Source organism: Cytobacillus firmus (assembly GCF_023612095.1).
Lineage (GTDB): Bacteria > Bacillota > Bacilli > Bacillales > Cytobacillaceae > Cytobacillus.
The window spans coordinates 3,644,970-3,660,551 of the sequence record NZ_CP086235.1; the positions used below are offsets into that span (position 1 = coordinate 3,644,970).

Annotated in this window: 18 protein-coding genes; 11 read left to right on the forward strand and 7 right to left on the reverse strand. The window is 43.0% G+C overall.

The window, feature by feature from the left end:
• The first annotated feature begins 104 nt into the window (after positions 1 to 104).
• From LLY41_RS18385 to LLY41_RS18395, 3 genes are all read left to right on the forward strand, one after another.
• The gene (locus tag LLY41_RS18385) at positions 105 to 1,022 is read left to right on the forward strand and encodes a proline dehydrogenase family protein (RefSeq protein WP_095244460.1); all 918 of its coding nucleotides are present in this window, start codon (positions 105 to 107) and stop codon (positions 1,020 to 1,022) included.
• Between the two features lie 145 nt (positions 1,023 to 1,167).
• A complete protein-coding gene (putP, locus tag LLY41_RS18390; RefSeq protein WP_304586074.1) occupies positions 1,168 to 2,631 on the forward strand; it encodes a sodium/proline symporter PutP in 1,464 nt (487 codons plus the stop codon).
• 121 nt (positions 2,632 to 2,752) lie between these two features.
• Complete coding sequence (locus LLY41_RS18395; RefSeq protein WP_304586075.1) at positions 2,753 to 3,982, forward strand: PucR family transcriptional regulator; 1,230 nt, start codon at positions 2,753 to 2,755, stop codon at positions 3,980 to 3,982.
• Positions 3,983 to 4,044: 62 nt separating this feature from the next.
• Here LLY41_RS18395 and LLY41_RS18400 read toward each other — a convergent pair whose 3' ends face one another.
• Positions 4,045 to 4,230: a histidine kinase gene (locus LLY41_RS18400; RefSeq protein WP_304586076.1), complete on the reverse strand. Its 186-nt coding sequence runs from the start codon at positions 4,228 to 4,230 to the stop codon at positions 4,045 to 4,047.
• A gap of 227 nt (positions 4,231 to 4,457) precedes the next feature.
• On the opposite strand from LLY41_RS18400, the gene LLY41_RS18405 reads away from it, so the two are divergent.
• The 5 genes from LLY41_RS18405 to LLY41_RS18425 all read left to right on the forward strand — a co-directional run bounded on the left by LLY41_RS18405 (position 4,458) and on the right by LLY41_RS18425 (position 8,804).
• On the forward strand, positions 4,458 to 5,306 hold the full coding sequence (locus LLY41_RS18405; RefSeq protein ID WP_304586077.1) for a YitT family protein: 849 nt from the start codon (positions 4,458 to 4,460) through the stop codon (positions 5,304 to 5,306).
• Positions 5,307 to 5,470: 164 nt separating this feature from the next.
• Positions 5,471 to 6,100, forward strand: a complete 630-nt coding sequence (locus tag LLY41_RS18410; protein ID WP_304586079.1) for an NAD(P)H-binding protein — start codon at positions 5,471 to 5,473, stop codon at positions 6,098 to 6,100.
• A 15-nt stretch (positions 6,101 to 6,115) separates the two neighbouring features.
• Entirely contained in the window at positions 6,116 to 7,723 is a 1,608-nt protein-coding gene (locus LLY41_RS18415) for an FMN-binding glutamate synthase family protein (protein ID WP_304586080.1), read from the forward strand.
• A gap of 203 nt (positions 7,724 to 7,926) precedes the next feature.
• On the forward strand, positions 7,927 to 8,304 hold the full coding sequence (locus LLY41_RS18420; RefSeq protein WP_095244451.1) for a hypothetical protein: 378 nt from the start codon (positions 7,927 to 7,929) through the stop codon (positions 8,302 to 8,304).
• A complete protein-coding gene (locus tag LLY41_RS18425; protein ID WP_095244450.1) occupies positions 8,301 to 8,804 on the forward strand; it encodes a hypothetical protein in 504 nt (167 codons plus the stop codon). The genes LLY41_RS18420 and LLY41_RS18425 overlap by 4 nt, the downstream gene beginning before the upstream one ends.
• Before the next feature lie 123 nt (positions 8,805 to 8,927).
• Here the strand turns inward: LLY41_RS18425 and LLY41_RS18430 are convergent, their stop codons facing one another.
• Genes LLY41_RS18430 through LLY41_RS18440 form a run of 3 tightly spaced genes read right to left on the reverse strand, consistent with a single transcriptional unit; the run spans position 8,928 to position 10,440 of the window.
• Positions 8,928 to 9,710 (reverse strand): alpha/beta fold hydrolase, encoded by a 783-nt coding sequence (locus LLY41_RS18430; protein WP_304586081.1) that lies wholly within the window; start codon positions 9,708 to 9,710, stop codon positions 8,928 to 8,930.
• A 14-nt stretch (positions 9,711 to 9,724) separates the two neighbouring features.
• Positions 9,725 to 10,048, reverse strand: a complete 324-nt coding sequence (locus LLY41_RS18435; protein ID WP_370460356.1) for a GNAT family N-acetyltransferase — start codon at positions 10,046 to 10,048, stop codon at positions 9,725 to 9,727.
• A gap of 26 nt (positions 10,049 to 10,074) precedes the next feature.
• Entirely contained in the window at positions 10,075 to 10,440 is a 366-nt protein-coding gene (locus LLY41_RS18440; protein ID WP_304586083.1) for a DUF488 domain-containing protein, read from the reverse strand.
• A gap of 96 nt (positions 10,441 to 10,536) precedes the next feature.
• On the opposite strand from LLY41_RS18440, the gene LLY41_RS18445 reads away from it, so the two are divergent.
• Entirely contained in the window at positions 10,537 to 10,761 is a 225-nt protein-coding gene (locus LLY41_RS18445; protein WP_095244446.1) for a hypothetical protein, read from the forward strand.
• Positions 10,762 to 10,800: 39 nt separating this feature from the next.
• On the opposite strand, the gene hemG is transcribed toward LLY41_RS18445, so the two are convergent.
• The 3 genes from hemG to LLY41_RS18460 all read right to left on the reverse strand — a co-directional run bounded on the left by hemG (position 10,801) and on the right by LLY41_RS18460 (position 14,450).
• Positions 10,801 to 12,186, reverse strand: a complete 1,386-nt coding sequence (hemG, locus tag LLY41_RS18450; protein ID WP_304586085.1) for a protoporphyrinogen oxidase — start codon at positions 12,184 to 12,186, stop codon at positions 10,801 to 10,803.
• Between the two features lie 103 nt (positions 12,187 to 12,289).
• Positions 12,290 to 13,354 (reverse strand): C45 family autoproteolytic acyltransferase/hydrolase, encoded by a 1,065-nt coding sequence (locus LLY41_RS18455; RefSeq protein WP_304586087.1) that lies wholly within the window; start codon positions 13,352 to 13,354, stop codon positions 12,290 to 12,292.
• An 82-nt stretch (positions 13,355 to 13,436) separates the two neighbouring features.
• Positions 13,437 to 14,450 carry a DUF1835 domain-containing protein gene (locus tag LLY41_RS18460; protein ID WP_304586088.1) on the reverse strand — a complete coding sequence of 338 codons (1,014 nt, stop codon included), beginning with the start codon at positions 14,448 to 14,450 and terminating at the stop codon, positions 13,437 to 13,439.
• 148 nt (positions 14,451 to 14,598) lie between these two features.
• On the opposite strand from LLY41_RS18460, the gene LLY41_RS18465 reads away from it, so the two are divergent.
• Positions 14,599 to 15,075: a glutathione peroxidase gene (locus tag LLY41_RS18465; RefSeq protein ID WP_304586089.1), complete on the forward strand. Its 477-nt coding sequence runs from the start codon at positions 14,599 to 14,601 to the stop codon at positions 15,073 to 15,075.
• Entirely contained in the window at positions 15,075 to 15,536 is a 462-nt protein-coding gene (locus LLY41_RS18470; RefSeq protein ID WP_304586091.1) for a MarR family winged helix-turn-helix transcriptional regulator, read from the forward strand. The genes LLY41_RS18465 and LLY41_RS18470 overlap by 1 nt, the downstream gene beginning before the upstream one ends.
• The last annotated feature ends 46 nt before the right edge of the window (positions 15,537 to 15,582 follow it).

The following is a 15,582-nucleotide window of genomic DNA, read 5'->3' on the forward strand; positions in this document are numbered from 1 at the left end:
AACAATAGATTGATTGAATCTTTGTTTTTTATGAACATTGTCGTAACTTGTCACAGAATTGTAAGATTAATCTAAAGATATAACCATTGGAGGTGCTTGTTAAAATGGAAGCGATTACAAGGGACTTTTTCCTATATTTATCTAAAAATAGCTTACTGAATAAAATCGCCCAGAATAAAGGCGGAAGTTTTGCCGCAGGAAAATTAATAGGCGGGGTTGATTTCAAAAGCAGCGTCCGCTTTATCAGGGATCTGAATAACCAGGGACTTTCTGTAACAGTGGATCATTTGGGGGAATTTGTTGACTCCGTGGAAGTGGCGAATGAACGGACTGAGGAATGCATTTCAACCATTGAAATGATCAGCAAAGAAGGACTTGATTCACAAGTATCCCTGAAAATGACTTCTCTTGGTCTGGATATTGATCATGATCTTGTTGTTAAAAACATGACCAGAATTCTTGATACTGCCGAAAAGCATAAGATCATGGTGACAATCGATATGGAGGATGTGCCGCGCTGCCAGGCAACGATCGATTTATTTAAACAGTTTAAAGAGAAGTACAGTTGTGTAAGCACCGTTCTGCAGGCGTACCTGTACCGGACTGAACAGGATCTCGCGGATCTGGGGAAATACCAGCCCTTCTTAAGACTGGTAAAAGGCGCTTATAAAGAAGCACCTGAGCACGCATTTCCGGAGAAGACTGATGTTGATGAGAACTATAAGAAATTAATAGAACAAAGTCTCTTAAACGGAAACTATACAGCAATAGCTTCTCATGATGACCAAATCATCGAGTACACAAAAGAATTAGCCAAGAAGCATAACATTTCAAACGAACGTTTCGAGTTTCAAATGCTTTATGGCATGAGGAATAAAACACAGCTGGAGCTTGCAAAGCAAGGCTATAGGATGCGTGTTTATGTACCATACGGCATGGACTGGTACGGCTATTTCATGAGAAGGCTTGCTGAACGGCCGGCTAATATTGCATTTGCTTTTAAGGGCATTTTCAAGAAATAATATTTTTCTTCTAAAATATTAAATTATAACTATAATAAAAAGAAACCATTCTTGATTTCTAGGTAATGAGAAAGCAAACCACCGCTTTCTCATCGCTTATTTTATCTAAATATTTTGTTAAACCAACAAAAAGGAGGCTGACAAAATGGATTATGCATTAATTATTTCCATTACCGTGTATATGATTGGGATGCTTTGGATTGGCTATTATGCGTATAAACGGACTTCCAATCTATCAGATTACATGCTTGGAGGACGAACATTGGGTCCTGCGGTAACCGCTTTAAGCGCGGGTGCTTCCGATATGAGCGGATGGCTTTTGATGGGCCTTCCTGGAGCCATGTATGCCACTGGCCTGAGCGCTTCCTGGATTGTCATCGGCTTGACTCTTGGGGCATGGGCAAACTGGATTTATGTGGCACCAAGGCTCCGCACGTATACTGAGGTAGCCAATGATTCTATTACGATTCCAGGTTATTTAGAAAACCGGTTCGGGGATGCTTCCAAAATCCTTCGCCTGATTTCAGGATTAGTTATCTTAATTTTCTTTACCTTTTATGTATCATCAGGCATGGTTTCCGGGGGCGTTTTATTCCAGAGCACTTTCGGGCTGGATTACCACACAGGTTTATGGATCATTACAGGTGTTGTGGTTGCGTATACACTATTTGGAGGATTTCTTGCAGTTAGCTTGACAGACTTTGTTCAGGGTCTGATTATGTTTCTCGCCCTCATTCTTGTACCAATCGTAACCCTTTTCCATGTAGGAGGATTTGGGCCGGCCATTGATACTGCCAGAACAATTAATCCAGCTTTCCTTGATATCTTTAAAGGGACAAGTCTATTAGGCATCGTATCCCTTTTTGCATGGGGCCTTGGCTATTTTGGACAGCCACATATTATCGTCCGCTTTATGGCTATCAGTTCTGTTAAAGAAATCAAGAAAGCCACCCGCATTGGGATGGGCTGGATGGTTTTCTCGAGTATTGGCGCTATGCTGACTGGTTTTGTGGGAATTGCTTATGTGGCGGATACAGGCATTAGCATCGAAGATCCCGAAACGATCTTCATCCTCCTTGGCGAGGTCTTATTCCACCCGATCATTACCGGCTTTTTAATCTCGGCTATCCTTGCGGCTATCATGAGTACTATCTCATCACAGCTGCTAGTTACATCAAGCTCATTAACGGAGGATTTATATAAGACATTCTTCCGCCGCTCTGCTACAGATAAAGAATTGGTTACAATAGGAAGATTATCTGTATTGCTGGTTTCTATCATTGCCTTATTTATCTCATGGGAGAAAAATGAAACGATTCTCGACCTTGTGGGTTATGCATGGGCTGGTTTCGGATCCGCTTTCGGTCCGCTTATCATCCTCAGCTTATACTGGAAGCGCATGACAAGATGGGGAGCATTAGCCGGGATGATTGTTGGAGCAAGCACCGTCATCATTTGGTCTCAATCCGGATTATCGGACCTCCTTTATGAAATGATTCCAGGCTTTGCTGCCAGCTTACTTGCCATCATCGTGGTGAGTCTTCTGACTGAAAAACCATCTGTTGAAGTTGAAAAACAGTTTGAAGACTTTGAAAAAATCTTAAAATAAACTAGACTTATCAGGACTGGGCAAAGAAAATGCCCGGTCCTTTTTCTTTCGACAAAATTCGGGTGGTGCCTGTCACCGTTTTTCACTATAATAAGAACAGCAATAATGAGGAGGGAGCTTAATGAGCCAGCCGCTGGAGAAAATCCTTAGTTTGACTGATATTGATGAGATTACAGAAATGGTCAGCACTTTTTTGAAGAAGCCTGTTGTCATCGAGGATGAGCAATTCTCGCTGCTGGCTTATAGCTCGTATTATATAGAGCATTTTGATTTGGCGAACCAGCAGACTATATTTTCGAAGAGATGGCCGATTCCCATTTTGGAGAAATTTATGGATGAAGGCATTGTTGATCAGTTAAAGACAATCCCTGAGCCTTTCAGAATTAAGAAGATGGAAGAAATCGGCCTTAACCAGCGTGTAGTTGTAAGCGCTAAATATAAAGAGCAGATACTTGGATTTATCTGGGTTCAGGAATTGGACGGCAGTCTGTCAGAAAGCGAAATGAAGTTTCTTCATGACGTTTCCTTCCATATTGGAAAGCTTTTATATCAGAAAAACCTGAAGAAGCTGCGCAAAGAAGAAGAAAAACATCAATTTTATCAAAAGATTATTGATCGCACCTACCAGACGGAAGATCAGATTAAGTGGGAAGCTGCCAATGTGAAAATCATCCTTCCGGAGGCCTTTATCATCAATGTATTTACGGTCGTACAGGGAGATGAAGAGATGTTTGCGGAATTAAATGAAACCGTTCGGCTGTTCGCTAATGCCCTCAGCCATCCCGCTCACATCTTTACGAATCAGCATGAAATCATCGTGATGATCGGCAGCAGCTCCCCTGCACCCGGCAGCCTTTCAGAAGACGCACACGAATTAACCAATACCGTTCTAAGCCAATTCAGGCAGCAGACTGTGTATGCAGGGATCGGAGGAGAATATTCCTCCATCCTAAATCTGCGCAAAAGCTACCGGGAAGCCCTGGAGGTCATCAAGGCAGCCAAGTTCATTGGCTCGCCTGAAGAACTGCCTTATGAATATAAAAAGCTTTGGGTGTTCCGTTACCTGGAACCAATCGCCCAGCATAACAGCACGACAAACTATGTAAATGAAGACCTTATGAAGCTGCAGAAAAAAGACCTGGAAAGTCAAACCAGCCTTTTGAAGACGCTTGAAGTCTATTTATTGAACAACTGCCGCCTCAAGCCGACGGCTGAACAGCTTTTCATTCATACCAATACATTAAAATACCGAATGAAGCAAATTACCGACCTGACCTCAATCGACTTTGACGACTTTAACACAAGATGCCAGCTGTATATTGATTTACAGCTTCTTAAGCGGAGGAAATAAGAATGCGGGGAGACTAAGTTCCCCAAAAGAAATGCCTGTCCCCTTTCCAGGGAGCAGGCATTTTATCGTTCTTCTTTTTCCGGCTTGAATAAAAAATAGGAGATAACACCTGATAATAGTGCTGCACCGGCTGCTATCAACAAGCGGATCATCAGGTCTATCTGCTGATAATCCTTATTCAGCATCCACATGGCAGCCCCGGCTACAAGTATCATAATGGGAATGACAATAAGCTTTCTATTTTTCAAGATTTCTTACATCCTTTCGTGCTCGTGCTAGTCATAACTATTATATAAGAATTAAACAAAAATAGATAATAGCATCCGCTTTTGCAAACCCTTCCAATTTTCTTAATTATTAAACCTTATTTTTTTCCTCTCATTCCCTTTACAAAGGGGCTTGATGGGCTTTATAATCCCGTTGTTCCACTTTTTACGGAATCCGAAAAAATACTATAAAAAAGGAGGTTGCGGCGATGCGGCAAAAACTATTTTCTTTTATGATGATCAACCTGGGAGCTTTCCTGGTTTCTATAAATGTCCATTTTTTCTTGTCCCCCAATAATTTAGCAACAGGAGGGGTCAGCGGATTGTCGATTATCATGAATGATTTATTTCCCGATTTCTCGATTGGTACATTCATGATTCTTGTCAATTTAATATTGTTTGCAGTTGGGTTTGTTTTTCTTGGATCTGGTTTTGGGGCAAAAACCATTTATGCAAGCTTTGCGCTGTCCTTTTATGTGTGGGCGCTTGAGAAGTTCGCCCCGATGGCCCATCCGCTTAGTGATGACTTGCTTATTCAGCTGATTATCGGGCAATGCATCGCCGCAACCGGCATGGCGATTGTGTTTAACCAGCAGGCATCCACTGGCGGGACAGACATCATCGCTATGATTTTTAATAAATATTTAAATATTGAAGTTGGCAGAGGCGTGCTTCTGGCTGATTTATCCATTGCCCTGTCTTCCGCCATTCTATTTGGTCCGCAAGTGGGCATGTATGCCTTTTTTGGGGTCATTATTAATGGATTAGTGATTGATTATGCACTTCAGCAATTCAATTCAAACAAGGAAATTGTGATTATCAGCCACCACAGTGATGAAATTAAAACCTATATTGTCCATGAACTTGGGAAGGGTGCAACCATTCACACGGCAACAGGCGCATTCACTTCAGATAAGAAAGAAGTCATTACAACTATCCTGTGCAGAAAAGATTTTACAAAGCTGAAAGGCTACATTACCCAGGTTGATAATAAAGCATTTATCACTGTTCATACCATGAATGAAATACTCGGCCAAAATTTTAAACGGCTGGCATAATTGGCAAAGCTTCATCCGCAATGGATGGAGCTTTATTTTATCTGCAGTGAGCCAGCGATTTTGTAAAATCAGTGCGGTCCTCCTAATGGGCCGCTTTTTTGTTTGCCTGATTTTGGTTTTAAATAAACCCCTTGTGGAATAGGGTAAAAAAGGAGGCGTTTATCATGAAGGTGATTGTAATCGGTGCCAATGGGGATGTCGGTGAGCATGTAATCAGGAAGCTCGCAGAAAGGAAGCATGAAGCTCTTGCCGTTGCGGCAAATGAAAACCAAATTGAGGATCTAATCAAGCTCGGAGCGGCACAGGCAATTGTTTATGATGAGGAAAAGCTGATCCCCTATCTTCAGGCATCAGATGCCGTGATTTATTTAACAGGCGTCAATCCTAAAAAACATACAGGCAAAACCGTTATGGTCGATCACCAATCTATATCCGACATCATCCAATTGGCACAAAAATCAGGTGTCAGGAGATTTGTGATGATGAGTGCCGTTAAAGCAGAGGAAAGCGAAACAGACCCTTCCCGCAAAATAGCGGCAAAGGATCTTCCGGAGGATATGCTCAAAGCTGCCAATCTGGTATACACAGTGATCCGGATTGGCCAATTGACGGACAATCCCGGGAACGGAACCATTACCTTGTCTGAGAAAATCCATGACCGAAAGGCTGAAATACCCCGCGAGGACGCTGCTGAAGTTCTGGTAGAGTCCCTTGACAAAGAAGCGATCTTTCATTCAACCATTGAAGCAGCCTCGGGAGACACCCCTATCAGTGAAGCCCTAAGCCAGTTTTAATAGAAGGAGGATAAAATGAGTTTAACAGATTACCTTGTCATAGCATTATTCGTATTTATCTCATTGGTTATTTTTGTACCGGTCATTCTATTTATTTATTGGTATGTAAAAGATGACAGGCAGAAACAGCACTCTATATTGAGGAACTTCCCGGTAATCGGAAAGGTGCGATATTTCGCAGAAAATGTGGGGCCTGAGCTAAGACAATACCTGTTCAATAATGATACAGAAGGCAAGCCATTTTCCAGAAAGGAATACCAGGATGTTGTCAAAGCCGGCAAATACAAAGAAAGATTAATAGGCTTCGGATCGATAAGAGATTTTGACGAAGAAGGCTTTTATATACGAAATACCTTATTCCCCAAACTGGTAGATGAAATGAAAGTGGATAACACAAAGAAAATAAACACACGTGTTTATAAGGTCGATGGGGATAATCTTTTTTCCCGAAAGGAGCACAGCGAAGAAAAATTGGCTGATCCCTACTATCTTCGGGATGAGGATGCGGTCGTACTGGGAGAAAATAGCTGCCGGCAGCCATTCAGGGTTAAAGGTCTTGTCGGACAATCGGCCATGAGCTATGGATCTCTCGGTGAAAAAGCCATCACGGCCCTTTCCAAAGGGCTTGGCCTTGCAGGAGGAACCTGGATGAATACCGGTGAAGGCGGCCTGTCTCAGTATCATTTAGCCGGCAGCCCGGACATCATTATGCAAATCGGTCCTGATATGTTCGGTGTCCGAAAGGCCAATGGGGAATTCTCATGGGAAGAATTTAAAAAGAAAAGTGAAATACATGAGGTCAAGGCCTTTGAACTCAAGCTTGCACAGGGTGCAAAAACCCGCGGCGGCCATGTGGAAGGCGAAAAAGTAACCGAAGAAATCGCCAGTATCCGGCTTGTCGAAGTCGGCAAAACCATTAACAGTCCAAACCGTTTCTATGAATTTGATAATGTCCCTTCCATGTTCGATTTTATAGAGGAGCTCAGAAGTGTTGGCGGAAAGCCTGTCGGTATGAAAATTGTAGTAGGTGACCTGGATGCTCTTGAAAACATGATTTCCTATATGAAGGAGAGCGGCAAAGGCCCTGATTTCATCACAGTGGATGGCGGTGAAGGCGGAACAGGGGCGACTTATCAGGAGCTTGCAGACAGTGTGGGGCTCCCTATCCAATCCGCCCTGACAGTTGTCGATGAAATGCTGAGGGAGTATGGGGTACGGGACCGTGTGAAAATCATCGCTTCCGGTAAATTAATCACTCCTGATAAAATTGCCATTGCGCTTGCGATGGGAGCGGATCTGGTCAATATTGCCCGGGGTTTTATGATCAGCGTCGGCTGCATTATGGCCGGTGTCTGCCATACCAATCACTGCCCGGCAGGGGTGGCGACAACCGACAAAAAGCTTCAGGACGGATTAATTGTTGAGGAAAAACATTACCGTGTCTGCAACTATATCATTTCGCTCAGAGAAGGGTTATACAATCTGGCGGCAGCGGCAGGAATTGATAACCCCACCCAGTTTGAAAGAAAACATATTGTCCATAAAGATAAATTCGGGAGAGTCTCTCCTATCGAGGATATTCTGCATGCCGCCAAACGCGCACAGCTGCAGAAGGAAAACTAAACAAATGGAAGCCCGGTCCTGAATGGTCCGGGTTTTTATAAGAAATAGGATTTACCATCCGCACCTTTTTCTGACATAAAAGCAGGACTATCGTGTTATTTTGAGGTTATCATTCGAAATCCCCCCGCAATAAAGGTATAATTTAGTTTGGTAAAAAAATAGATACCGAGAAAAAAAGTGTTTACATAAGGGAGGATTTTAGGATGGGATGGGTAATTGCCATATTATTTGGTTCAGCAGTCGTGCTGCTCATTTTATCGTTTTTAAAAACGGCGCAGTCGAAATCAAATATTGAGCAGCAAATTGATCAGGTTACTTTTACACTAAAAAATGAAATTCATGAGCTTCAGCAGCAGATCAGAAATATTGAATTGGACGCGGAGATTACGGCTAAGCAATCAGGAGCTATGAGCGGGCCATCAGATGAAAGATTGCTGCTTCGCGAAGTACTGGATATGCATAAACGCGGATATTCCAATGAAAGCATTGCATTAAAAAAACAGCTTACGCCTAACGAGGTTGATCTGATGCTCTTGCCTTATTCAGCGAACAAGGGTGAAAGGAGCATGGTTGCCCAATGACACCAAATTCCTTGCGCAGTTTTGCAGCGGGCCTTTTAGCGGCTGCCATTTTGACAGGAAGCGTTTACCTATTTGGACCTTCTGAAGCCAAGAGTACTGAAAAACCAGCGGATAAAACAGAGAAAGCGGAAAAGCTGTCAGATGAAGAAATGATTGACCTGCTGGCATCCAAAGGCTACGTCATCAACACGGAAGATGAATGGAGCAAGCAGCTTGCTGCTGCGGCAAAGTCCAGCGAGAAAAAAGAGGACAAAGCAGACAAGAAGGCCGATGACAAAACCGGCGAAAAAGTTGTTTACCGGACTATTTTAACCGTATCAATGGGCATGACCAGCATTGATGTGGGGAACGCGCTTGAAAAAGCCCATATAATTGAAAGCGGCATCCAATTCTATAAAGATGTAGAAAAACGCGGTCTTGAGAATGATCTGCGTCCCGGCACGTTTGAAATAGAAAGCGGAATGACGACGGACGAGATTATTTCCGTTATATTTAAATAAGCAAAAGCTCCTTTTCGGCTTGAAAAGGAGCATTTTTTCTATATTTCAATCGCAAAATGATTGATTTGGCCGCACAGGAAACTTTCTGTGCGCATAACACCAAGTTATGTGCGGATAAAAAACTTACTCTTTCAAAAACCCGCGGATAGCCTCAGCCAGTTCTTCCGGCGCTTCGTACATGCTCATGTGCCCCGCATCATCAATGGTCACCTGCTTGATGTTAAATCCTTTGACTGCAAATGATTTTTCAGGAGGGACAATCCCGTCCTGTTCTCCAGCAACAATTAATACCGGCAGCTCTGTCCTTTTTAAAACATGACTGCGGTCTTCGCGCTGTTTCATTGCTTTCAGGGCAGCCTTTGCACCTTCTGCACTTGTACGATAGCCAATTTCTTTTGCCAGTTGAATTTCTTCGGGATGTTTCTCCCCTGGTGCAAAAAGCTTCGGCACCAGTCCATCTATAAAGGATTCGATACCCTCTTTATCAATTTTACCGGCAGCAACATCCCTTCCCTTCTTCCCTTCTTCGGAATCCGGGCTGGCTGTTGAATGGATAAGGGAAAAGGATTTCAGCTTGTCCTCGTATGCTTCAGCAAATGCAAGGGTAACATAGCCGCCCAATGAATGGCCGAAAAGAGATACTTGTTCAAGACCCAGCTCATCTATAGCCCCTTTGATTGCTTCTGCCATCCTTTCAATAGAGGGTTCGCCATCCGGCAGTCCTGACTCTCCATGCCCCGGAAGATCGGCCGCAATGACGCGAAAGTCCTCTGCCAATATTGGAATCACCCTTGCCCAGTAATCTTTGCTGCCGCAAAAACCATGCAGCAATACAAGCGGCTCCCCTTTGCCTTCATCATAGTATGAAATGACTGTTCCATTTACATCTGTTCTTTTTGCGTCCATTCAGAAAACCTCCTTTAGTTTGCCAGCAAATCCTGATATTCGCTCTTTCGGTCAAAAACAGCTTTAGCATATGAGCAGGCAGGCACAATCTTATATCCCTTGCTGCGTGCCTCCTGAACAACGCTTTCCAGAAGCTTTCCTGCAATTCCCTGTCCGCGCAGGGAGTCACTTACATATGTATGGTCTATCGTGATGACAGAATCACCGCTTGGAATATAGGTGATTTCAGCGATCATATTCCCTTTTTCATCATTCATGAAAAAACGGTTTTCTTCTTTTTGGATATCTTTATTCATATCATTTCCTCCTGTATTTAAGATGAACTCTATTCTTTCTATCTTGCTTTCCCTGCTTTTTGGAAAGACTAAACCTTCCTTCTCATGATTTCTTCACACAAAACTCGCGCATGGTTATGAACGGGATCTTTCGCAGCATATAATAATGTAACATTCTGCTCTTCTGCCATTCTTGCCAGCTCATCTATTTTGCGGATTTTATCATCCTGTGTTCGCAGCTCTTCAAGATACTTTTCCCGAAAATCTTCAAAAAGCTCAGGCTTATGGTTAAATGCTTTTCTGAGCTCATGACTCGGCGCAGCCTCTTTTTCCCATGCTGACAAACGCGCATCTTCCTTTTTAATTCCGCGGGGCCACAGCCGGTCAACCAGCACCCGATAGCCGTCCTCTTCTTCGTATGGGTCATAAATTCTTTTAATGAAAATTCCGGTCAATTTAAGACACCCCTTGTATATCCCTTGTGATTTGCTATTATTATAAACATAAAAGACAATTTTTTCTAATTCAATCAAATGTGAGGTGCAGGAAATTTGACAGGTATTATTGCTGTGGTTATGACTTTCTCTATTCCCATCATTGCCATCATGACTGTTCATACTCAAAAACTCGCAAAGATCAAACATAATATGATAAAAGATGAAATCACCCTGGAAAAACTGAAGCAGGAAAACTTTTTGCTTGAAACCGAAAAAATGAAGATTGAACTTGAGCAAATGAAGATTGAAAGTCCGAAGGATCTGACCAAAATCATATAAGCAAAAAATCCCCGTCTTACACAGAAGGGGATTTTTGTTTTACATTTTCTTAATAATTTTCCCGGCAGTTTCTGCCCCATTTTCAATGCAGTCAGGGATGCCGACACCGTAATAAGAGCAGCCTGCAAGCCATATTCCAGGGTATTCACGGCCCAGCCTGTTTTCAAGTGCTGTTACTGTCTCAGGATGGGAAATCAGATAGTTTGGCATTTTTTCAGTCCAATTTGTCACTTCACTTGCCAAAGGCTCAGCCGTTATGCCGAGGCTTTTTTCAATATCAGCCAGAGCTGTCTTCAAGAGCTCTTCTTCATCCATTTCCTTTAGAGAGGCAAAGGCCGGATGGCTGCTTTTATAGAATAACCTAACAAGCAAATTACCGCTTTCTGAAGTATGCTTCCACTTGCGGCTTGTCCATGTACAGGCATTGCAGGTTAGTTCATCCGTATTGGCCGTGATGAAGCCTGTCCCGTCTTCAGGCAGTTCGCTATCTGGAATATCATAAGCAAGATAAATAGAAATCAGGGAACTGTTCTTCAAAGGTTCGAACCCAGCTTTCAGCTCCTGATCATCGAACAGGGCTGCAGCGGCATTATGCGGAATGCCGAGCACTATATGATCCGCCTCCAGGCTTTCGCCATTTGAGAAATCAACCATATATCCACGATCCGATTTTTCTATTTTAACAGCCTGTGTGTTTTTAAAGATTTCTGTTTCGTCCAATCTTTCCTCATAAGCATCAATTAATGCATCCAGGCCCTTTTTAAAGGAAAGGAACTTCTTTCCCCCGCCGCTCTGGAACACCTTTTTATTTTCCTCGAAACCTCTTATGATGCTGCCGTATTTTTCTTTATAATCAAACACCTGTGGAAGAGTCGCAGCGATGGTTAAGTCACTGAGATTTCCGGAGTATACTCCCGAAAGAACAGGCGCTATTTGTTTTTCCACCAGTTCTTTTCCAAAGAAATGCTCAAGGAAATCGCCGATCGAATCATTCTTTGTAAAGCGGTCATTTTGCGTATAAAAATCCTTCAGGGCTTCAACCTTTCCTTCTGCTGAAACTAGCGTGGATTTGGCAAGAGATTCAACACTGGCCGGAATCCCAAATACAGCATCTGCCGGGATCAGCTTCAGTTCGCCGTCAGTGTAAATATACGACCGTCCCGCCGCATTGTACACAACCGCTTCTTCCAAACCGAGCTCCTGGATAAAAGTCATCGCATCCGCTTTGCGGGCAACAATCGAATCAGCTCCCGCCTCGATTGTAAAGCCGCCTTCTCTTACTGTGCGGATTTTTCCGCCAAGCTGTTCTGATGATTCTGCCAGCACCAGCCGTATATCCTGATCATTTTCTTTTTTCCACTTATTCAGCTCATACATGGCGGACAACCCTGTTACACCGCCGCCTATGACTAATACTGTTTTCACTCGTATGCACCTCAGTTTACATCCAATTCATTATATAAAGTGTACCACATCCTGTAGAGATGAAAGTATGTGAGGGTTTGTCCATTTTTCAAAAAAACCTTTGTTATTTCCTGAACCAATTCGCATGCTCATCCATATGCAAAAAAGGAATATCCGTATCCACTTCACCAGTGATTCTATTCATTTTAATATCCTCGCCTTCAAGCCATCTTCTGAAGTCAAAAACAACCGGCTCCCTGTCGCCGCCGAGCGCAAACCAGGCTTTCATCTCCCGCGGCAGATAGGCTGATGTATGAATGGTCCCGGCCCAGCTTCCATAAAGATCTGAAAAGACACCTTTATCACTATCATTCAGAAGGCGGAATGCATCATGTGCATCCAGTCGCCCATCCTGACGGCTTTTCATGACATCCAGCCTGCGCAAGCTGTCAGCCAGATGGTTGCGGTTTTCATCCTGCATGATTTCAAAATGGTTTGTACAAGCGGTCGTCTGGCGGACCTCTACACCTCTCGGAGACGTTTCCACTGCATATGTCTCTCCGCCTGCGTCATACACCACGTATGTAAAGGAATGGCGGTGCGGTATTTCCTTCAGCATATCAACCGCTTCTTTGACATTTGCACATGCCTCCAAAATCAGGCGTCCGATCATGCAGCAGATAAAGCCATCAGCAGGCTTTTTGCGGTTCATGAAATTATACCCGATGGCGAGTCCTTTTTCATTCATGCCATCCATCCGGCCAGTCACCCTCTGGCTGGGGCCCATAATCGCATAGCCCTGATCGGTTGGCTGATAAAAAGTATAGCGCCCCTCATAGGTTTTCGGATGGTAATCATAATTGCGGACCAGGTAGTCATCCCCTGTAAGGATGGAACAGCCTGAGCGGACATAATCGAGGCGATATCCGCCAAACTCCTGTAACACCCGCTCCATCGGCCATTGCAATGCTTCCTGCAGCCCAAGCAGTTCATCCCAGATTCCGGGCGCAAACCTCTTAATGGCATTTTTCACTTCAGCTTCATTTATTGAAAAACGCGGCTTCCGTACCTTCCATTGATCCTCCCGATTCCTAACAGAAAGAGAATCCTTTATTCGCTCTCCCTGCATAAAGCCAAAATCAAAGTGAGTGCCGCGGAATTGAATAATATCACTATAAATCTTTTTCAAAGCAGATCCCTCTTCTATTCGTTTCTTTTTTTTAGAATAAAGGAAGGCTACATGAAATTCCAGCCGGGGGATTTATGAGATTTTAAATCTTTTTCATTTTAATGCTATAAAACCTCATACTTTTCGGAATTCCTTTTATCGCAAATATTCCGTTATAAATCAGGGATCTTACTCTATACTCAGCAAAGCCATCACCAATTGGCTCATCCAGATGCCCTATCACTTCCCCGATTAATCTGGCTGATTTTATAAAACCCTTGTTGCTTTTATGAAGCTTCCTGGTTGACTCAATGATATAGTCATCAAAATAACTCTCTGGCACACTATGTATTTCATTATCTTCCCATATGCGCAGGACTTCCTTTGTCATGGAGAGTACCTGCCAATCCGATACAAACCTAGATCTTTCTTCTGCAGATAAAGGGCTTCCCATGTTTTTATCCAATATGATCTTCAGTTTTTCCGGGGCTGCTTCACCTGAGTGCCTTAAAAGGTATGGATTCTTTTTCGCAGGAAAAAGCTCCTTATATGACTGAGCAGTATTAATAACATGCACTTTATTTTCTTTGTTTCTTAATAAGTGAAGGAAATACCGCAAACCGGTCTGTTCATCTGCATTATCAGCTGTCCAGACTACGATCGGCTTTCCCGCAGGAATGGCATCAATCTCCTCAAGTGCTGAGGCTATTTTTCTTTCATATTCCTTTTCCAGATAATCTTCAGGTATATTAATATGATCCTTCAGCCATTCGAATCGATGTTTTCTCCCCTCCTCTTCATGCAGCCTCCAGAGAGGTCCATTGCTAAAGAAGTCAGGAAAGCCAATGACTTTATTTTCTTTACTGAGCCCAACCTTTAAAGATCCTGCCGGTGATTCTCCGCACACTATGTGGTAAGTTTCATATTCCCGCTCCAATTTCCTCTCCTGGGAATAAAAAATTATCTTTTTTTGAATATCATTGAGCAGTTCCATGATCTCTTCCTGAGAATCAGCACTGTTTTTTAATAAGTGAACGCGAAGCAATATGTGAAATAAATAGCTCTTCGCCCCATGCTCCGGGAGTTTCTCAATTGCTTCCCGCAATTCGTCCAACATTATAATCATCCTTTGTAAATGAATTGGAAATCCATCTTTCCTACGAATGAACCTTAATGCTAGTTTCATAAAAAGCTGATTTGTTGCAAAAGGAATTTCAATCGCTTAAGATTTAATCGTACACGATTTAAAAATAGGAGGTATCCCAATGACAACGGTTTATGATTTTGAAGTCAAGAAAACGAATGGTGAATTGAAATCTCTGAAAGAATACGAAGGAAAGCCTCTAATTATCGTAAATACAGCAAGCAAATGCGGGTTGACGCCACAATTTAAAGGACTGCAGGAGCTCTATGAAAAGTATAAAGACAAGGGCCTTGAGATTCTTGGATTCCCTTGTGATCAGTTCAATAACCAGGAATTCGATAATATTGAGGAAACCACTGAGTTTTGCCAGCTCAATTATGGTGTGTCTTTCCCGATTTTCGCAAAAATCGATGTAAATGGCGACAATGCGGATCCATTGTTTGCTTACTTGAAAGAACAGAAAAAGGGCATTCTGTCCAAAAACATTAAGTGGAACTTTACCAAATTCCTCGTGGACCAGGGCGGCCAGGTGGTAGAACGCTATGCGCCAACAACAGAGCCGGGAAAAATTGAGGATGATTTGACGAAGTTATTGTAATGCCGGAATCAGGTGATGATGTGAAAGATTTTTTTACACTGGATAAACAGCTTTGTTTTGCTGTTTATGAAACAGCAGGCGAATTTACCAAACTCTATACAAGTGCTCTTCAGCCATTCGGCTTAACCTACCCGCAGTATCTGGTTCTTCTGGCCCTTTGGGGAAAAGATGGCATGACAGCCAAAGAGCTTGGAGAAAGACTGAATCTTGGCACCGGGACACTTACCCCGATGATCTCAAGGATGATTTCTAACGGATGGCTTCGCAAAGAACGCTCCAAAGCGGATGAACGCAAGGTGTTTATTTTCCTAGAGGAAAAAGCACACAACGAAAAACAGGATATCACCAAAAGTGTTGGAGAGGCCATTCAGACGTGCAGCATTGAACTCGAAGAATATGAAGAACTTATGAAGCTTCTCGGAAACTTGAGAATGAAGCTAAGGAGCAGAGTATCCCGCTGATGCGGGGTACTCTTTTCAAAGTTCCGTGTTTAATCCCTCCAAAAAT

Excerpts from the sequence above, each read along its gene's own strand:
- LLY41_RS18460 (WP_304586088.1), bottom strand. The coding sequence starts at position 14,450 with ATGTTGGACGAATTGCGGGAAGCAATTGAGAAACTCCCGGAGCATGGG.
- LLY41_RS18415 (WP_304586080.1), top strand. The coding sequence starts at position 6,116 with ATGAGTTTAACAGATTACCTTGTCATAGCATTATTCGTATTTATCTCA.
- LLY41_RS18465 (WP_304586089.1), top strand. The coding sequence starts at position 14,599 with ATGACAACGGTTTATGATTTTGAAGTCAAGAAAACGAATGGTGAATTG.
- LLY41_RS18425 (WP_095244450.1), top strand. The coding sequence starts at position 8,301 with ATGACACCAAATTCCTTGCGCAGTTTTGCAGCGGGCCTTTTAGCGGCT.
- LLY41_RS18410 (WP_304586079.1), top strand. The coding sequence starts at position 5,471 with ATGAAGGTGATTGTAATCGGTGCCAATGGGGATGTCGGTGAGCATGTA.
- LLY41_RS18430 (WP_304586081.1), bottom strand. The coding sequence starts at position 9,710 with ATGGACGCAAAAAGAACAGATGTAAATGGAACAGTCATTTCATACTAT.
- LLY41_RS18405 (WP_304586077.1), top strand. The coding sequence starts at position 4,458 with ATGCGGCAAAAACTATTTTCTTTTATGATGATCAACCTGGGAGCTTTC.
- LLY41_RS18470 (WP_304586091.1), top strand. The coding sequence starts at position 15,075 with ATGCCGGAATCAGGTGATGATGTGAAAGATTTTTTTACACTGGATAAA.
- LLY41_RS18420 (WP_095244451.1), top strand. The coding sequence starts at position 7,927 with ATGGGATGGGTAATTGCCATATTATTTGGTTCAGCAGTCGTGCTGCTC.
- LLY41_RS18395 (WP_304586075.1), top strand. The coding sequence starts at position 2,753 with ATGAGCCAGCCGCTGGAGAAAATCCTTAGTTTGACTGATATTGATGAG.
- LLY41_RS18385 (WP_095244460.1), top strand. The coding sequence starts at position 105 with ATGGAAGCGATTACAAGGGACTTTTTCCTATATTTATCTAAAAATAGC.
- putP (WP_304586074.1), top strand. The coding sequence starts at position 1,168 with ATGGATTATGCATTAATTATTTCCATTACCGTGTATATGATTGGGATG.